Origin of the sequence: Streptomyces sp. NPDC005374 (genome assembly GCF_042872225.1) — a bacterium.
In the GTDB taxonomy this organism is placed as follows: Bacteria; Actinomycetota; Actinomycetes; order Streptomycetales; family Streptomycetaceae; genus Streptomyces.
This window is the reverse complement of the sequence record NZ_JBIAKA010000001.1, coordinates 350,791-367,998: the sequence shown is the minus strand read 5'-3', so window position 1 is coordinate 367,998 and position 17,208 is coordinate 350,791. Positions and strand designations below refer to the sequence as shown.

Below are 17,208 nucleotides of genomic sequence, written 5' to 3'. Positions count from 1 at the left end.
CTTCATGGCCACGCGCCACGACATCCGCAACGTCGCCATCGTCGCCCACGTCGACCACGGCAAGACGACCCTCGTCGACGCCATGCTGAAGCAGGCCGGTGCCTTCGCAGCGCACGCCGCCGAGTCGCTCGACGACCGAATGATGGACTCGAACGACCTGGAGCGTGAGAAGGGCATCACGATCCTGGCCAAGAACACGGCAGTGAAGTACCACCCCAAGGATGGCAGCGATGTCATCACCATCAACATCATCGACACCCCCGGCCACGCCGACTTCGGTGGTGAGGTCGAGCGCGGCCTGTCGATGGTGGACGCGGTGGTGCTGCTCGTCGACGCCTCCGAGGGCCCGCTGCCGCAGACCCGCTTCGTGCTGCGCAAGGCGCTCCAGCAGCGGCTGCCCGTCATCCTGTGCATCAACAAGACGGACCGGCCCGACTCCCGTATCGACGAGGTCGTCAACGAGACCTACGACCTCTTCCTCGACCTGGACGCCGACGAGGAGCAGATCGAGTTCCCGATCGTCTACGCGTGTGCGCGTGCCGGTGTCGCGTCGCTGACCAAGCCGGAGAACGGCACGGTCCCGGCCGACAGCGACAACCTGGAGCCGTTCTTCTCCACGATCCTGTCGCACGTCCCGGCCCCGCAGTACGACGAGGAGGCCCCGCTCCAGGCGCACGTCACCAACCTGGACGCGGACAACTTCCTCGGCCGTATCGCGCTGCTCCGCGTCGAGCAGGGCGAGCTGCGCAAGGGCCAGACCGTCACGTGGATCAAGCGTGACGGCACCATGTCCAACGTCCGCATCACCGAGCTGATGATGACCGAGGCGCTCACCCGCAAGCCCGCCGAGATGGCCGGCCCCGGTGACATCTGTGCCGTCGCCGGTATCGCGGACATCATGATCGGCGAGACCCTCGCCGACCCCGAGAACCCGATCCCGCTGCCGTTGATCACGGTGGACGAGCCCGCGATCTCCATGACCATCGGCACCAACACCTCGCCGCTGGTCGGCCGTGGCGGCACCGGCAAGGGCGCCGAGAACAAGGCGGCCGTCAAGGACCGCAAGGTGACCGCGCGTCAGGTCAAGGACCGCCTCGACCGCGAGCTGATCGGTAACGTCTCGCTGCGCGTCCTGGACACCGAGCGTCCCGACGCCTGGGAGGTGCAGGGCCGTGGTGAGTTGGCGCTGGCCATCCTGGTCGAGCAGATGCGCCGCGAGGGCTTCGAGCTGACCATCGGCAAGCCGCAGGTCGTCACCAAGGACGTCGACGGCAAGGTCTACGAGCCGGTCGAGCGCATGACGATCGACGTGCCCGAGGAGCACATGGGCGCGGTCACGCAGCTCATGGGCGTCCGCAAGGGCCGGATGGACAACATGTCCAACCACGGCTCCGGCTGGGTCCGTCTGGAGTTCGTCGTCCCCTCCCGCGGTCTCATCGGCTTCCGTACGGAGTTCCTGACCGGCACGCGCGGTACGGGTATCGCCCACTCCATCCACGAGGGCCACGAGCCCTGGTTCGGCGTGCTGACGACCCGTAACAACGGCTCGCTGGTCGCCGACCGTTCCGGCGCCGTCACCGCGTTCGCGATGACCAACCTGCAGGAGCGCGGCGTGCTGTTCACCGAGCCGGGCACCGAGGTGTACGAGGGCATGATCGTCGGCGAGAACTCGCGTTCCGACGACATGGACGTGAACATCACCAAGGAGAAGAAGCTCACCAACATGCGCTCGGCCGCCGCCGACACGTTCGAGGCGATCGTGCCGCCGCGCAAGCTCTCCCTGGAGCAGTCCCTGGAGTTCTGCCGCGACGACGAGTGCGTCGAGGTGACCCCGGAGGCGGTGCGCATCCGCAAGGTCAAGCTGGACGGCCGTGAGCGCGCCCGCGCCGCGAGCCGCGCCAAGCACGGCTGACGCACACCGTTCCACCAGGCTGCCGGGCACTCCGCGACGCGGGGTGCCCGGTCCTTGTTGCGCCGCGGCGGAGGTTGAGGGTAGGGGAAACCCTTGCTCTCGTTCTGGATCCGTAAAGGCGCCTCTCAGCGCACTACGCTCCTGCCACCGTGGCTTCTGTGACGGATCGTGGGCCCTGGCACAACAGCGGCAGATCCGCAAGCCAATTTTCACACGCACTGCGTTCGGTATACGGACATGCAGGTCCGATAGGTGTGTAACAAGTCCGTTTCGCAGGGATCTTTCAGCAAACCCTTTGTCCGGATTTTGGAAGATGTACGCACAAGGTGTGATCGAACCGAGACCTCGTGAGTGTGGTTCGGTAATGACACATGGCAGATAGTTAGGCGCGTAGAGCTCGGGTGAACGGGGCGCGTGCTGCAGGTGGCGCCGACTCGCGAGCGTGGGGGCACGTGACCATTCAGGTACCGGCGACGGTGGCGTCATGTGCTCCCTCATGCGATGAATCAATGGACTCATGAGGAGGAGCCCCATGCGTGGTGCCAAGAGCGCCAAGTGGGTTGCGATAGCCGCCGTTGTGGCGCTGGGTGCAACAGCCTGTGGCGGTGGCGGGGACGACGGCAGCTCGGGCAGCGGCAAGGGCAACGGCGTCGTTTCGGTGGAGATCGGTGAACCCCAGAACAGCCTGGTTCCCACCAACACGTACGAGACCGAGGGCGGCCAGGTCATCAACGCCCTCTTCACGGGTCTGACCAAGCTCGACGCCAGCAACAAGGTCGTCGACGCCATGGCGCAGTCGATCGAGACCACGGACAACAAGGTCTGGACGATCAAGCTCAAGCCGGGCTACACCTTCCACAACGGCGAGAAGGTCACCGCCCAGTCCTTCATCGACGCCTGGAACTACGGCGCCGACCAGACCAACGCCCAGCAGACCAACCCGCTGTTCAGCCACATCCAGGGCTACAGCGACCTGAACCCGGGTGAGGGCAAGAAGCCCACGACCGACAAGATGTCCGGTCTGAAGGCGGTTGACGACAACACGCTCCAGGTCACCCTCACCGCCCCGTTCGCGGCGTTCACCTCGCAGCTGTCGTTCACGGCGTTCGTGCCGCTGCCCAAGGCGTTCTTCAAGGACCCGAAGGGCTTCGGCGAGGCCCCGATCGGCAACGGCCCCTTCAAGATGTCGGGCAAGTTCAAGCACAACGAGGCGATCAACACCACGAAGTACGACAAGTACCCGGACGCCTCGAAGATCGAGGTCAAGGGTGTCGACTTCAAGATCTACTCGAACCCGGACACGGCCTACAAGGACCTCGTCGCCGGCAACCTCGACTCGCTGCTGACGATCCCGACCTCGGGCCTGCCGACGTACAAGAAGGACCTGCCGGGTCGCACGATCGACGAGGCCGACTCGGCCGTCGGTTACATCGGCTTCCCGATCAAGTACAACAAGGCCTTCCAGAACGCGGACCTCCGCAAGGCCATCTCCATGGCGATCGACCGGAAGACGATCTCGGAGAAGGTCTTCCTCGGTGCGCGTACGCCGGCCGACGACTACATCAGCCCGATCATCGACGGCTACCGCAAGGGCGCCTGCGGTGACGCCTGCACGCTGAACGTGGCCAAGGCCAAGGAGCTCTACAAGAAGAGCGGCGGCCTGCCGGGCAACAAGCTGGAGCTCGGCTACAACGCCGACGGCGGCCACAAGGAGTGGATCGAGGCGGTCGCCAACCAGCTCCAGCAGAACCTGGGCCTGAAGGTGACGGCCAAGCCGTTCGAGCAGTTCCAGACCATCCTGAACGACCTGGACGCCAAGAAGTACCAGGGCGCGTTCCGTATGGCGTGGAGCATGGACTACCCGGACATGGAGGACTACCTCCGCCCGGTCTTCTCGAAGGAAGCCATCGCCAACGGCTCCAACTACTCGGGCTACGTGAACGAGGACTTCGAGAAGCTCCTCGCCGCGGGCGACAAGGCCCCGACGCACGAGGAAGCGATCAAGACCTACCAGCAGGCGGACGACATCCTGCTGAAGGACCTGCCGTACATCCCCGTGTACTTCTACACGCTGAACGCGGGCTTCAGCGACAAGATCAAGTCCATGTCGGTCGCCGGTCACCAGATCCTCTGGGACACGGTCAAGCTCAGCTGATCCGTAACTGAGCAGGTCCGTTCCGACGGACACCGGGTGAGCAGGGGGAAAGGCTCGTAGCCCTCCCCTGCTCACCCCTTCTGCCGTTTCCCGTCCGACAGTGCCGTCCCCCCGGCCACGGGCGGTTCGAGCACCCCCTCTGGAGTACCGATGGGCCGATACGTCGTGCGCCGTCTCCTGCAGGTGATCCCTGTAGCGATAGGCGTCACGTTCATCATCTTCTGCCTGGTCTTCGCTCTGCCCGGCGATCCGATCCAGGCACTGGCCGGCGACAAGCGCGCCGACCCGAACATCGCGGCGATCCTTCGCGATCACTACCACCTCAACGAGCCGCTGTACCAGCAGTACTGGCACTACATCAGCGGCGTCTTCACCGGTGACCTCGGTGAGACGTACAACGGCCGGGCCATCTCGGACATCGTCTCCGAGCGGTTCCCCATCACGCTGAAGCTGGGACTGACCGCCTTCGCCATCGAGGCCGTCATCGGCATCCTGGCGGGCATCATGTCGGCGCTGAAGAAGGGCAAGTTCCTCGACAACGTGGTGCTGGTCGCCACGCTCGTGCTGATCTCGGTCCCGGTCTTCGTGCTCGGCGCGGTGCTCCAGCTGGAGTTCGGCGTGAACCTCAAGATCACGCCCGTCGCCGGCATCGAGAAGGGCTGGCCGCAGAGCTACATCCTTCCGGCCGTCGTGCTCGCCTCGACCTCCATGGCCTACATCGCACGGCTGGTGCGCACGAGCATGGCGGAGTCGATCCGCGCCGACTACGTCCGTACGGCGATCGCCAAGGGTCTGCCCCGGCGCCGGGTCATCGGCGTGCACGCCCTGCGCAACTCCATGATCCCGGTCGTCACGTTCCTGGGCTTCGACCTGGGCGCCCTCATGGGCGGTGCCATCATCACCGAGCGCGTGTTCAACATGCCCGGCATCGGTGGCCAGCTGGCCCAGTCCGTATATCTGCGTGAGCGGCCCGTCGTGGTCGGTCTGGTGACCCTGCTGGTGCTGATCTACCTGGTCGCCAACCTCCTCGTAGACCTGCTGTACGCCGTGCTCGACCCGAGGATCCGTTATGAGTGAGAAGACGATAGAGAGGCCCACCACCGACGAGGACGCCCTCGCCAAGGAGATCGAGGCCGAGGAGAAGGCCGCGGCCCGTCAGGCGAGCCTCCTCAGGGACGGCTGGGCGGACCTGCGCAAGCGGCCCATGTTCATCGTGACGGCCCTGGTCATCGTGGGGCTGCTCGCGCTGGCGATCGCGCCGAGTCTGTTCACGGCGCGCTCCCCGTTCTCGGGCGGGTTCTGCCAGCTGCAGAACTCCATGAACGGGCCCTCCTCGGGGCACCTGTTCGGCTTCGACGTGCAGGGCTGCGACATCTACACGCGCACCGTGTACGGCACCCGCAACTCGATCGTCGTCGGGGTCGTGACCACCATCGCCACCACCCTGATCGGCGGACTGGTGGGCATGCTGGCCGGCCTGATCGGCGGCTGGACCGACGCTCTCCTGTCCCGGGTCACCGAGGTGTTCGCGGGCCTGCCGCTCATCGTCGGCGGTCTGCTGATCATGTCGATCTGGGGCGGCGGCGACGTCTGGTCGGTCTCGCTCATCATGGCGATCCTCGGCTGGCCGCAGGTCTTCCGGATCATGCGTGGCGAGGTCATCGCGAACAAGTACAACGACTACGTGACGGCCGCCCGGGCACTGGGCGCGGACTCGTGGCGGATCGCCTTCCGGCACATCCTGCCGAACACGCTCGCCCCCGTCATCGTCATCACCACCATGAACCTCGGGGTGTACATCGGTGCCGAGGCCGCGCTGTCCTACCTCGGCATCGGCATCCAGTACCCGAACATCTCCTGGGGTGTGATGATCAGTGACGCCCAGGACAGGTTCCTGACCTCGCCGCACGCGCTGTTGTTCCCGGCCGGTGCCCTGAGCCTCACCGTGCTGGCGTTCATCATGCTCGGCGACGTGGTTCGCGACGCCTTCGACCCCAAGATGCGCTGAGGGAGGCGTACGTGACCATCATCGACCCGACAGACGCCATCCCGGCTCCGCGCGACGGCGAGAAGACCGCCCCGCTGCTCGAAGTGCGGGACCTGCACGTGGAGTTCAACACCCGCGAGGGCGTGGTCCGCGCCGTCAACGGCGTGAACTACACCGTGGAGTCCGGCCAGACCCTCGCCGTCCTCGGCGAGTCCGGCTCCGGCAAGTCCGTGACCGCGCAGGCGATCATGGGCATCCTCGACATGCCGCCCGCCCGTATCCCCCAGGGTGAGATCCGCTTCCGCGGCCAGGACATGCTCGCGATGTCCGAGGAGGAGCGGCGCAAGCTGCGCGGTGCGCGCATCGCGATGATCTTCCAGGACGCGCTCTCCTCGCTCAACCCCGTGCTCAGCGTGGGGTTCCAGCTCGGTGAGATGTTCCGGGTGCACCAGGGAGCGTCGCGCAAGGAGGCCAAGGCCAAGGCCATCGAGCTGATGGACCGGGTGAAGATCCCGGCCGCCGCGGCCCGGGTGAGCGACTACCCGCACCAGTTCTCCGGCGGTATGCGCCAGCGCATCATGATCGCCATGGCGCTCGCCCTCGAGCCGGACCTGATCATCGCCGACGAGCCCACCACGGCCCTCGACGTGACCGTCCAGGCCCAGGTGATGGACCTGCTGGCGGAGTTGCAGCGCGAGTACCAGATGGGCCTCATCCTCATCACCCACGACCTGGGAGTGGTCGCGGACGTCGCCGACAAGATCGCGGTGATGTACGCGGGCCGGATCGTGGAGACGGCGCCGGTGCACGAGCTGTACAAGCGCCCCGCGCACCCCTACACCCGAGGTCTGCTCGACTCGATCCCGCGTCTGGACCAGAAGGGCCAGGACCTCTACGCGATCAAGGGTCTGCCGCCCAACCTGCTCAAGGTGCCACAGGGCTGTGCCTTCAACCCGCGGTGCGAGAAGGCACAGGACATCTGCCGTACCGATTTCCCGCCGCTGGTTCCGGTGACGGAGCGGGACGGAACGGAACTGCCCGGCCGCGCCAGCGCGTGCCACTTCTGGAAGGAGACGATCCATGGCTGAGCCGACCGAGGCAGCCGAGCCTCAGGACGTGACGCCCAACGTCTCCGACGTGGAGATCGCCGACGTGCACTCGGAGGACGAGGCGGTCGCCGCCCTCGACACGCCCGTCGAGCGGGGCGAGCCGATCCTGCAGGTGCGCAACCTGGTGAAGCACTTCCCGCTGACCATGGGCATCGTCTTCAAGCGCCAGATCGGCGCCGTGAAGGCCGTCGACGGCATCTCCTTCGACCTGTACCAGGGCGAGACCCTGGGCATCGTGGGCGAGTCCGGCTGCGGCAAGTCGACGGTCGCCAAGCTCCTGATGAGCCTGGAGCAGGCGACCGCGGGCGAGGTCTTCTACAAGGGCCAGGACATCACCAGGCTGTCCGGCAAGGCCCTGAAGGCGGTCCGCCGGAACATCCAGATGATCTTCCAGGACCCGTACACCTCGCTCAACCCGCGTATGACGGTGGGCGACATCATCGGTGAGCCCTTCGACATCCACCCCGAGGTGGCTCCGAAGGGCGACCGGCGGCGCAAGGTCAAGGATCTGCTGGACGTCGTCGGCCTCAACCCCGAGTACATCAACCGCTACCCGCACCAGTTCTCCGGCGGTCAGCGTCAGCGCATCGGCATCGCCCGAGGCCTGGCCCTGAACCCCGAGATCATCATCTGCGACGAGCCGGTCTCCGCCCTGGACGTCTCCGTCCAGGCGCAGGTCATCAACCTGATGGAGGGACTGCAGGACGAGTTCAACCTGTCCTACATCTTCATCGCGCACGACCTGTCGATCGTCCGGCACATCTCGGACCGGGTGGGCGTGATGTACCTCGGCAAGATGGCCGAGATCGGCACGGACCAGCAGATCTACGAGCACCCGACGCACCCCTACACCCAGGCGCTGCTGTCGGCGGTCCCCGTTCCGGACCCGGAGGCCCGCGCGCACCGCGAGCGGATCATCCTGACCGGTGACGTGCCGTCCCCGGCCAACCCGCCGTCCGGCTGCAGTTTCCGCACCCGGTGCTGGAAGGCGCAGGACAAGTGCGCCGAGGAGACGCCGCTCCTGGCGATCCCCGAGCGTTTCAAGAGCTCGGACTCCCCGGCCGCGCACGAGTCGGCCTGCCACTTCGCGGAGGACAAGGACATCGTGCACGCGGCCTGACGCCCGCGAGCACACCGTCACGGTTCCCGGCACCCCGCGAGGGTGCCGGGAACCGGCGTTTCGCGTCAGGTGGAGACCCGTGCCCGCGCCCAGTGGCAGGCGACCTGTGTCTCGTCCCCGCCCCGCAGTACCTCCAGGTCCTCGGTACGGCACGCGGCCGCGACGCCCGCCCGCTCCGCCTCCCCCGAGGCCAGGACCTGGCAGCGGGCGTGGAAACGGCACCCGGAGGGGATCCGGGACGGGTCCGGAGGCTCACCGGTCAGCACCACCGGCTCGTCCGGCGCCTCCGGCAGCACCGACAACAGCGCCTGGGTGTACGGGTGCCGGGGCGCCGTCAGGACCTGCTCCACCGTGCCGGTCTCCACGATCCGGCCGAGGTACATCACCGCGACGCGGTCGGCGACGTTCCAGGCCAGGCCCAGGTCGTGGGTCACCACCAGGGCGGACAGGCCCAGTTCGGTGCGCAGGCGCAGCAGCAGGGCGAGGATCTCGCCGCGTACGGAGGCGTCCAGGGAGGCCACCGGCTCGTCGGCGACGATGAGTTCGGGCTGCAGGACCAGCGCACCCGCGATGACGACCCGTTGACGCTGGCCCCCGGACAGCTCGTGCGGATAGCGCAGGAAGAAGCGCTCGGGCGGACGCAGACCTGCCCGGGAGAGGGCCTCGGCGACCGCCGCCCGCTCGTCGCCCCCGGTTCCGTGGATCCGCAGTCCCTCGGCCACCGCGTCGTACACCGTGTGCCGGGGGTTCAGGGAGCCGCTGGGGTCCTGCAGCACCAGCTGGACGCGTCTGCGGTAGGCCTTCAGCGCCCGGGAGGAGTACACCAGGGGCTGCCCGTCGAAGCGGACGCTCCCGGAGGTCGGCGGGACCAGGCCCAGCAGCGAGCGCGCCAGTGTCGTCTTGCCGCATCCCGACTCGCCGACCAGCGCCACGATCTCCCCGGCGCCGATGTCGAGTTCGACGCCGTCCACGGCGCGGGCCGGCGGGGAGCCGTGGCGTCCGGGGAAGGTGATGTGCAGGCCCTGGGCGCTGAGCAGGGGCGGGGGAGTCGTCGTCATGTGCTGGTCCTCACGTCCTGGGCGGGACCACCGGCCGGAGGCGGCACCGGCGGGCCCACGTGCACGCACGCCGCCCGCCGTCCCTGCCCCGCCTCGCGCAGTGCCTGGTCCTGGGTGGCGCAGATGTCCAGGGCCCGGTGGCAGCGCGGGTGGAAGGTGCAGCCGGACGGCAGGTCGGAGGGGTCGGGCGGGTCGCCGGCCAGGCCGCGCGGGGCGAACCGGGAGGCCGGGTCGCCGATGCGGGGGAAGGCCGCCGACAGGGCGCCGCCGTACGGGTGCAGGGCGTTCTCGTAGACGGTTCGCGCGGGGCCCTCCTCGACCACCCGGCCCGCGTACATCAGCGCCAGCCGGTCGCAGGTGTCGGCCAGCACCGCCAGGTCGTGGCTGATCATGATCAGGCCCAACTCCTGCTCGGAGACGAGCTGTTCGATCAGACGGAGGATCTGCGCCTGGATCATCACGTCCAGCGCGGTGGTCGGCTCGTCGGCGATGACGAGCCGCGGGCCGCAGGCCAGCGCCATGGCGATCATGACGCGCTGGCGCTGACCACCGGAGAGCTCGTGCGGATACGCCCGCGCCCGCGAGGCCGGCAGGCCGACCTGCTCCAGCAGCTCGCCGGTGCGTTTCCGCGCCGCCGCCGGGGTCGCCCCGCCGTGCAGCAGGATCGGCTCGGCGATCTGGTCGCCGACCCGGTGCACGGGGTTGAGCGAGTGCATGGCCCCCTGGAAGACGATCGAGGCGCCTGCCCAGCGCACCGCGCGGACCCGCCCCCACCGCATGGCCAGGACGTCCTCGCCGTCGAGCAGGATCTGCCCGCCGACCTCGGTACCGGCCGGCAGCAGCCGCAGCAGGGCCAGCGCCAGCGTGGACTTGCCGCAGCCGGACTCGCCCGCGACACCGAGCTTGCGACCGGCCTCGACGGACAGGTCCACGCCCCGCACGGCGGCGGCCCCGCCCGGGTACGTCACGGTCAGGTCCCGGACCTCCAGCAGCGTCAACGGGCCACCCCCAGTCTGGGATTGAGCACGGACTCGACCGCCCGCCCGCAGAGCGTGAACGCCAGCGCGACCAGGGCGATCGCGATGCCGGGCGGCACCAGGTACCACCAGTCGCCGGCGCTCACCGCGCCCGCCTCGCGCGCGTCCTGCAGCAGCCCGCCCCATGAGATGACCGTCGGATCGCCGAGACCGAGGAAGGCCAGCGTCGCCTCCGCGAGCACCGAGGAGGAGATCATCAGCGTGGTCTGGGCGAGGACCAGCGGCGTCACGTTGGGCAGCACGTGCCGGGTCATGATGTGCCAGTGGCCGCCGCCGAGCGCCTTGGCCCGTTCGATGTACGGCCGTGACTCCACCGCCAGCGTCTGGGCGCGCACCAGCCGGGCCGTGGTCGGCCAGGAGGTGACACCGATCGCGAGGATCACCGTGCCGAGCGAGCGGGACATCACGGTGGCCAGCGCGATGGCGAGCACCAGGGTCGGCATCACCAGGAACCAGTCCGTGATCCGCATCAGCACGGTTGCGTACGCGCCCTTGAAGTGCCCGGCGGTGATGCCCACGACCGCGCCGATCGCCACCGACAGCACGGCCGCGAGCAGCCCGACGAGCAGCGAGACCCGCGAACCCCACACCACCAGGCCCAGCAGGTCGCGCCCGAACTGGTCGGTGCCCAGCGGGAACTCGGCGCTCGGCGACTGCAGGGGACGGCCCGGGGCGTCGGTCACGCCGGCCACGTCCGAGCCGACCGTCAGCGGCGCGGTCAGCGCGACCAGGGCGAACAGGACGAGCGCGCCCAGACCGAGCAGCCCGGCACCGTGGGTGCGGTAGCTGCGCCAGAACCGTACGGCGGAGCGGCGGCGGCGCTGCCGGGCGAGCGCGCGTGGTCCGGCGGTCCCGGCCTCGCCCGTCATCGGCCCACCCGCGGGTCGAGCAGCGGATAGACCAGGTCGGCCAGCGTGTTCATGACGATCACCGCCGAGGCGAAGAAGAGGAACAGCCCCTGCACCAGGGGCAGATCGGGCACGCTCAGGGCCTGGTAGAACAGTCCGCCCAGGCCCGGCCAGGAGAAGACGGTCTCGACCAGGATGACGCCGGCGACGGTCCGGCCGAGGTTGACGAAGACCAGGGTGACGGTGGGCAGCAGCGCGTTGGGCACGGCGTGCCGGCGCCGCACCAGGTCGTCGCGCAGTCCCTTGGCGCGGGCGGTCGTCAGATAGTCGCTGCCCATCTCGTCCAGCAGCGCGGAGCGGGTGACCAGCAGCGTCTGGCCGTACTCGACCGCGACCAGGGTGAGCACGGGGAGTACGAGGTGGTGGGCGACGTCGAGGACGTAGGCCAGGCCCTCCTCGCCGCCCGATTCCATGCCGCCGGTCGGGAACAGCCCGGGGACGGGGCCGAGGCCCACGCCGAAGACGATGATGAGCAGCAGGCCGAGCCAGAACGACGGGACGGAGTACAGGGTCAGCGCCAGACCGGTGTTCAGACGGTCGCCGAGCCGGCCCTGCCGCCAGGCCGAGCGGATCCCGAGGACCATGCCGAGCGCGGTGTAGAGGACGAAGGCGGTGCCGGTCAGCAGGAGGGTGTTCGGCAGTGCCTCGGTGATCTTGTCGATGACCGGGGTGCGGAACTGGTACGACATGCCCAGGTCACCGGTGAGTGCCTTGCGGCAGTAGTCGGTGAACTGCTCCCACAGGGGCAGGTCGAGCCCGAACTGCCTGCGGTACTCGGCGAGCTGGGCCGCCGATACGGGCCGGCCGCCCGTCATGGTCTTGACCGGGTCACCGGGGATCAGCCGGAACAGGAAGAAGCCGGTGACGAGGACGGCCAGCAGCGAGACGACGGCACCGCCCGCCTTGCCGGCCACGTACCTCGGATACGTGCTGCCGGAGCCGGTCCGTCTCGCCCTGGCGACGGGTGCGGATACCGCGTCGGAGACCATGGACCGCCTACTCGCGGTCGTCGGCGGTGGTGCGGCGGCGCATCGCGAGGAACACCCCGGCACCGGCGAGGATCACGACCCCGGCGACGACACCGACGATCACCCCGGTCGAGGAGCCCCCGGAGGACGAGCCGGAGTCCGCCGGAACGGCCGACCACCAGCCCCAGTAGCCGTCCTGGCCGTAGATGTTGCCGGCGGCCCTGGGCATCGTCTCGATCGACTTGATCTGGTCGGTGCGGTAGGCCTCGACCGCGTTCGGGTATGCCATGACGTTCATGTACCCCAGGTCGTACAGCCGCGACTCCATCTGCTGGACGATGGTGGCCCGTTTGGCGGAGTCGTACTCGGCGAGCTGCTTGGCGTACAGCTCGTCGTAGGTCTTGTCGCAGATGAAGTTGTCGGTCGCGCCGGTGTCCTTCGGGGTCGCGGGCAGGGCCGCGCAGGTGTGGATCGACAGGACGAAGTCCGGGTCGGGGTTGACCGACCAGCCGTCGAAGGCGAGGTCGTACTTGCCCGCGAGCCAGGGGTCGGTGACGTTGTCCAGGCAGTCCAGCGTCATGCCGATGCCGAGCTTGCCCCACCACTCCTTGAGGTACTGGCCGACCGCCTTGTCGTTCGGGTCGGTGGCGTGGCACAGGACGCGGTAGTCCAGCGGTTTGCCGTCCTTGCCGACCCGCTTGCCCGCGGCGTTCTTCTTGTAGCCCGCCTGGTCCAGGAGCCGGGCGGCCTTCGCGGGGTCGTAGGCGAGCGTCTGGCTCGCGGACGGTTTCCAGAAGTACGTCGAGAAGCGCGGCGGGATGTAGCCCTGGCCCTCGACCGCGTGGCCCTGGAAGACCCTGTCGATGAGGGTCTTGCGGTCCACGGCCAGGAACAGGGCGTTGCGCACCCGCTGGTCCAGCAGGGAGGGGTCGCCGTCGCCGAACTTCTGGCCGTTCTTCGCCCTGGCGCCGGGGTTGGTGGCGAGGGCGTAGAAGCGGCGGCCGGGCGCGTCGTTGACGCGGATGTCCTTCTGGCCCTTGAGCGAGGCGGCCTGAGCGGGCGTCAGGGCCGGCTGGCCGGCCACGAAGGACACCTCGCCCTTGCGCAGGGCGGCCACCGCCGCGTCCTGGTCCTTGTAGTACTTGAAGACCAGTTCGTCGAACTTCGGTGCCCCGCGCCAGAAGTCCTTGTTGGCCTTGAGCCGGACGTAGCTGTCCGCCTTGTACTCGGTGAGGACGAAGGGGCCGTCACCGACGACGGGGAAGCTCTTGTCGTTGTTGAACTTCGAGAAGTCCTTGACGTCCTTCCAGACGTGCTCGGGCACGATCGGCACGTCCAGGGCGGTCATCGTCGCCTGCGGCTTCTTCAGCTGGATGACCAACTGGGTGGGGCTCGGGGCCGTCACCTTGCTGAAGTTGGTGACGAAGCTGCCGTTGGCGGTGGCGGCCGCCTGGTCGGTCATCAGCTTGTTGAACGTCCACGCGGCGTCCTGGGCGGTCACCTGCTGCCCGTCCGACCACTTGGCGTCGGAACGGATGGTGTAGGTCCAGGTGAGCTTGTCCGGGGACGGCTTCCAGCTGGTCGCGAGGCCCGGGACCGGGTGGGCGTCCCCGGGGTCGTAGTCGGTCAGGTACTCGTACGTGAGCCGCAGGATGCTCGTGCTGACCAGCCGTACGGCCAGGAAGGGGCTCAGCGAGTCGACGCTCTGTGCGACCGCGACGGTGAGGGTCTTGTCGCCGTCGGCGGCCTGGGCCGTCCGGGGCGCCGGGTTCAGCGGGGTCGCGAGGACCGCCGAGACGGTCAGGGCGAGGGCGCCGGCGGCCGCGACGAGCCGGGGTGTGCGAGGGCGCGGGGCTCTCGGGTGTGAACGCCTTGTGCCGTGCTGGTCTTGTGGACTCATGGGTCGTGACCTCACGTCATCGCTCGCACAGGGACGGCTTGTTCGGAACGTCGGTGCCGGGAACTTGTCTGTGACGCCAGCTGGGTGATGAGAGTGTCTACCAGCGGCGGTCTGCACCCGTCAACGGCGCGCGTAGCCCGTTTGGCCTGCGGAAACGACGAATTGGTGTCGCTTCGCTCCGATATTGGTCCAGACCGGTGAAGGGGTCCTGGTGGAGCGCTGGCACCGTCAGCGGGCGGAGTCCGCCGCCGTGATGATCTCGTGACTCCCGGACACCGCCGGGTGCCGGCGCAGGGTCGTTCCGCCACGTGAAGTCCCTTCTCGCGTGAGGAGCGTGACGGGGCGTCGGGCCGGGGAGGCGCAAGGCGGACCGGATGACCCGCGCCCGGGTCCGGGGAAGCGCTGCCGGCGTCGGCCCGCCGGAGTAACACGGAGGCAACGCGGCCGACCCGTTTCCGATATACGGACGCGCCACTCTGAGGAACGTACGGCCGTGCGGGTGCCGTAAACGGGCCGGGACGCGCCATGTCGTCCCGGCCCGTTGCCTTTCGTGATTCGCATCGAACGGACTGTGGCATCGGGAATCGCGGGGCCATGACCTGCGGCGCGACGGTCGCCGAGACGGCCGGTCCCGGTAGGACGGTCCGCCCCTGGCTCCGGAGGGCCCACGGTCGCGTGAACCTGTGGCTGTGCTCCACTTTCGCCACGTCCGGCGTGTGGCTCCGGTGCCCCTGAGCCCGCCCGCTTCTTCGAGTGACTGCTCACCGCGCCATCGCGAGGCGAGGTGAGCAGTCGCGCGTCCACCTCCGTCTCGATCTTCATCCGCGGGGCGGCGCGACCGCACATGATTCGCAGCAGCACACCACGCACGGTGGTGACGACTTCACGGGCGGGGCCGGCCGCGGGGTGGAAGTCTCCGCTCAGCCCAGTTCGAGAGCGCGCCGAAGGAAGTCCAGCTGGAGCCGCGGCAGGTTCTCGGCGACCGTCTCCTGCGGCGTCATGTGGGTCACCCCGGACAGCGGGAGCACCTCGTGCGGGCGGCCGGCGGCCAGCAGGGCCGAGGACAGGCGCAGGGAGTGGGCGACGACCACGTTGTCGTCCGCCAGCCCGTGGATGATCATCATCGGGCGGTGCGGCCCGACCGCGTCGACGAGGCCCTCGTCGTCGACCAGCGAGTTGCGGCGGTAGACCTCCGGCTGTTCGTCCGGGTGGCCGAGGTAGCGCTCCTGGTAGTGGGTGTCGTACAGGCGCAGGTCGGTGACCGGGGCGCCGACCACGGCCGCGTGGAAGACGTCGGGCCGGCGCAGCACCGCGAGCGCGGCCAGGTAGCCGCCGAAGGACCAGCCGCGGATCGCGACCCGGGAGAGGTCCAGCGGGAAGTCCTCGGCGAGTGCCTGGAGCGCGTCGACCTGGTCCTGGAGCACCACCGCCGCGAGGTCGTCGCGGACCGCCTTCTCCCAGGCGGGGGAGTGCCCGGGGGTGCCCCGGCCGTCGGCCACGACCACCGCGAAACCCTGGTCGGCGAACCACTGCGAGGTGAGGTGCGGGTTGTGGGCGGCGACCACCCGCTGCCCGTGCGGACCGCCGTACGGGTCCAGCAAAACCGGAAGCGGGGTGTCACCGGTGTAGTCCTGCGGCAAGAGCACGGCGCACGGGATCTTTCGTGCGCCCCCCTCGGTGAGGGTCACGCGCGGGGTCAAACCGGGATCTTCGGCGTACGACGTGACAGTCGCCGTCTCCTTGCCGCCGCGCAGCACTCGCGCGCGGGTGCCCGGCCGGTCCGGAGTCGCGGAGACCAGCACGGTCACGCCCCCGGCGCGCACCGCCGAGTGCACGCCCGGTTCCTGCGACACGCGCTCCATTCCGAGCTCGTTCACCCGGTAGACGTGCACCTCGCCGGTCGCCGGGGACTCGGCCTCCGCACCGGCCGACGCCGAGACCAGGACGTCGTCCCGGCCGACGTCCAGAACCGCGCGGACGTGCAACTGCGGTCCGGTCAGCGGGCGTTCGCCGACCGCCAGCACCCGCGCCCCGCCCTCGTCGGCGATGCGCACGAGCTGCCCCGAAGGGCTCCAGCAGGGCACCCCGGGGAAAAGATCCAGCCAAGTTGGATCTTCGTCCGCGTGCACCATCCGGGTCGCGCCGGTCTCCGGGTCCACCGCGAGAAACAGCTGGCTGCGCTGGTCGCGCGCCTGTACGAGCAGCAGGGGAGCGCCCGCCGCTGACCAGTGCACATGGGCCAGATACGGATAGCGCCCACGGTCCCAGGTGACCTCCGTGCGCAGCCCGTCCAGGGTGACCACGAACAGCCGCACGTCCGCGTTGGCGGTGCCCGCCGCCGGGTACGGGATGTGTTGTGGATCACGCTCCGGATGGGCCGGATCGGAGATCCACCAGCGCTGCACGGGCGTGTCGTCCACACGCGCGACCAGCAGCCGGTCCGACTCCGGCGACCACCAGAAGCCCCGTGAGCGGCCCATCTCCTCGGCCGCGACGAACTCCGCGAGGCCCCACGTGACCTGGTCCGCGTCCGGCTCGACGAGCGCCCGGTCGCCTTCACCTCCGGCGTCCACGACTCTCAGGGCGCCCCGGGCGACGTACGCGATGTGCCGTCCGTCGGGAGCCGGGCGCGGGTCGATCACCGGCCCGGGGACGGGGAGTTCACGTGCCGTGCCGACTCGGAGTTCCGCTGTGAAAAGCCGCCCTGACAACGCGAAAGAGGCCAACTCGACGGCTGCGTCGGTGACGTAGCCGACGATGCCCGCGCCACCCTCACGGCTGCGCTCACGCCGGGCCCGCTCCTCGGGGGAGAGGCGCTCCACCGCGCCGCCGAGGAGGGTGCTCGGGTCGGCCGCCAGGCGCTCCCCGCCGTCCGCCGTGTCGAGCACCCACAGTGAATTGGCCCGGTCCGTGCCGGAGTTCGAGCGCAGATACACGACACGCGACCCGTCGGGCGCCACGGTGAACGCGCGCGGCGCGCCGAGCGTGAAGCGCTGGGTACGGGCGTGCCGTCGGGGAAAGGAGTCAGGCTCGGTCGTCATGCCCCGACCATAT

The 17,208-nt window shown here is 69.1% G+C and carries 12 protein-coding genes; 6 read left to right on the top strand and 6 right to left on the bottom strand.

Annotation, left to right across the window (positions count from 1 at the left end; translation table 11 throughout):
• Positions 1-4 precede the first annotated feature (4 nt).
• The 6 genes from typA to ACFYRX_RS01730 all read left to right on the top strand — a co-directional run bounded on the left by typA (position 5) and on the right by ACFYRX_RS01730 (position 8,283).
• Complete coding sequence (gene typA / locus ACFYRX_RS01755) at positions 5-1,912, top strand: translational GTPase TypA (RefSeq protein WP_389095658.1); 1,908 nt, start codon at positions 5-7, stop codon at positions 1,910-1,912.
• A 532-nt stretch (positions 1,913-2,444) separates the two neighbouring features.
• A complete protein-coding gene (locus ACFYRX_RS01750; RefSeq protein WP_389095656.1) occupies positions 2,445-4,067 on the top strand; it encodes an ABC transporter substrate-binding protein in 1,623 nt (540 codons plus the stop codon).
• Positions 4,068-4,217: 150 nt separating this feature from the next.
• Positions 4,218-5,144 carry an ABC transporter permease gene (locus ACFYRX_RS01745; RefSeq protein ID WP_389095654.1) on the top strand — a complete coding sequence of 309 codons (927 nt, stop codon included), beginning with the start codon at positions 4,218-4,220 and terminating at the stop codon, positions 5,142-5,144.
• Positions 5,137-6,075, top strand: a complete 939-nt coding sequence (locus ACFYRX_RS01740) for an ABC transporter permease (protein WP_389095652.1) — start codon at positions 5,137-5,139, stop codon at positions 6,073-6,075. The genes ACFYRX_RS01745 and ACFYRX_RS01740 overlap by 8 nt, the downstream gene beginning before the upstream one ends.
• A gap of 11 nt (positions 6,076-6,086) precedes the next feature.
• Complete coding sequence (locus ACFYRX_RS01735; RefSeq protein ID WP_389095650.1) at positions 6,087-7,142, top strand: ABC transporter ATP-binding protein; 1,056 nt, start codon at positions 6,087-6,089, stop codon at positions 7,140-7,142.
• Positions 7,135-8,283 (top strand): ABC transporter ATP-binding protein, encoded by a 1,149-nt coding sequence (locus ACFYRX_RS01730; RefSeq protein WP_389095649.1) that lies wholly within the window; start codon positions 7,135-7,137, stop codon positions 8,281-8,283. The genes ACFYRX_RS01735 and ACFYRX_RS01730 overlap by 8 nt, the downstream gene beginning before the upstream one ends.
• Positions 8,284-8,348: 65 nt before the next feature.
• Here the strand turns inward: ACFYRX_RS01730 and ACFYRX_RS01725 are convergent, their stop codons facing one another.
• The 6 genes from ACFYRX_RS01725 to ACFYRX_RS01700 form a co-directional block, all read right to left on the bottom strand.
• Positions 8,349-9,341: an ABC transporter ATP-binding protein gene (locus tag ACFYRX_RS01725; protein ID WP_389095647.1), complete on the bottom strand. Its 993-nt coding sequence runs from the start codon at positions 9,339-9,341 to the stop codon at positions 8,349-8,351.
• Positions 9,338-10,339 carry an ABC transporter ATP-binding protein gene (locus ACFYRX_RS01720; RefSeq protein ID WP_389095645.1) on the bottom strand — a complete coding sequence of 334 codons (1,002 nt, stop codon included), beginning with the start codon at positions 10,337-10,339 and terminating at the stop codon, positions 9,338-9,340. Before ACFYRX_RS01720 ends, ACFYRX_RS01725 begins: the two co-directional genes overlap by 4 nt.
• Positions 10,336-11,247 (bottom strand): ABC transporter permease, encoded by a 912-nt coding sequence (locus ACFYRX_RS01715; protein WP_389095643.1) that lies wholly within the window; start codon positions 11,245-11,247, stop codon positions 10,336-10,338. The genes ACFYRX_RS01720 and ACFYRX_RS01715 overlap by 4 nt, the downstream gene beginning before the upstream one ends.
• Positions 11,244-12,275, bottom strand: coding sequence for an ABC transporter permease (locus ACFYRX_RS01710; protein WP_389095642.1), 1,032 nt, complete (start codon positions 12,273-12,275; stop codon positions 11,244-11,246). Before ACFYRX_RS01710 ends, ACFYRX_RS01715 begins: the two co-directional genes overlap by 4 nt.
• A 7-nt stretch (positions 12,276-12,282) precedes the next feature.
• A complete protein-coding gene (locus ACFYRX_RS01705; protein WP_389095641.1) occupies positions 12,283-14,154 on the bottom strand; it encodes an ABC transporter substrate-binding protein in 1,872 nt (623 codons plus the stop codon).
• Positions 14,155-15,074: 920 nt separating this feature from the next.
• A complete protein-coding gene (locus tag ACFYRX_RS01700) occupies positions 15,075-17,195 on the bottom strand; it encodes a prolyl oligopeptidase family serine peptidase (protein ID WP_389095639.1) in 2,121 nt (706 codons plus the stop codon).
• Positions 17,196-17,208 lie beyond the last annotated feature (13 nt).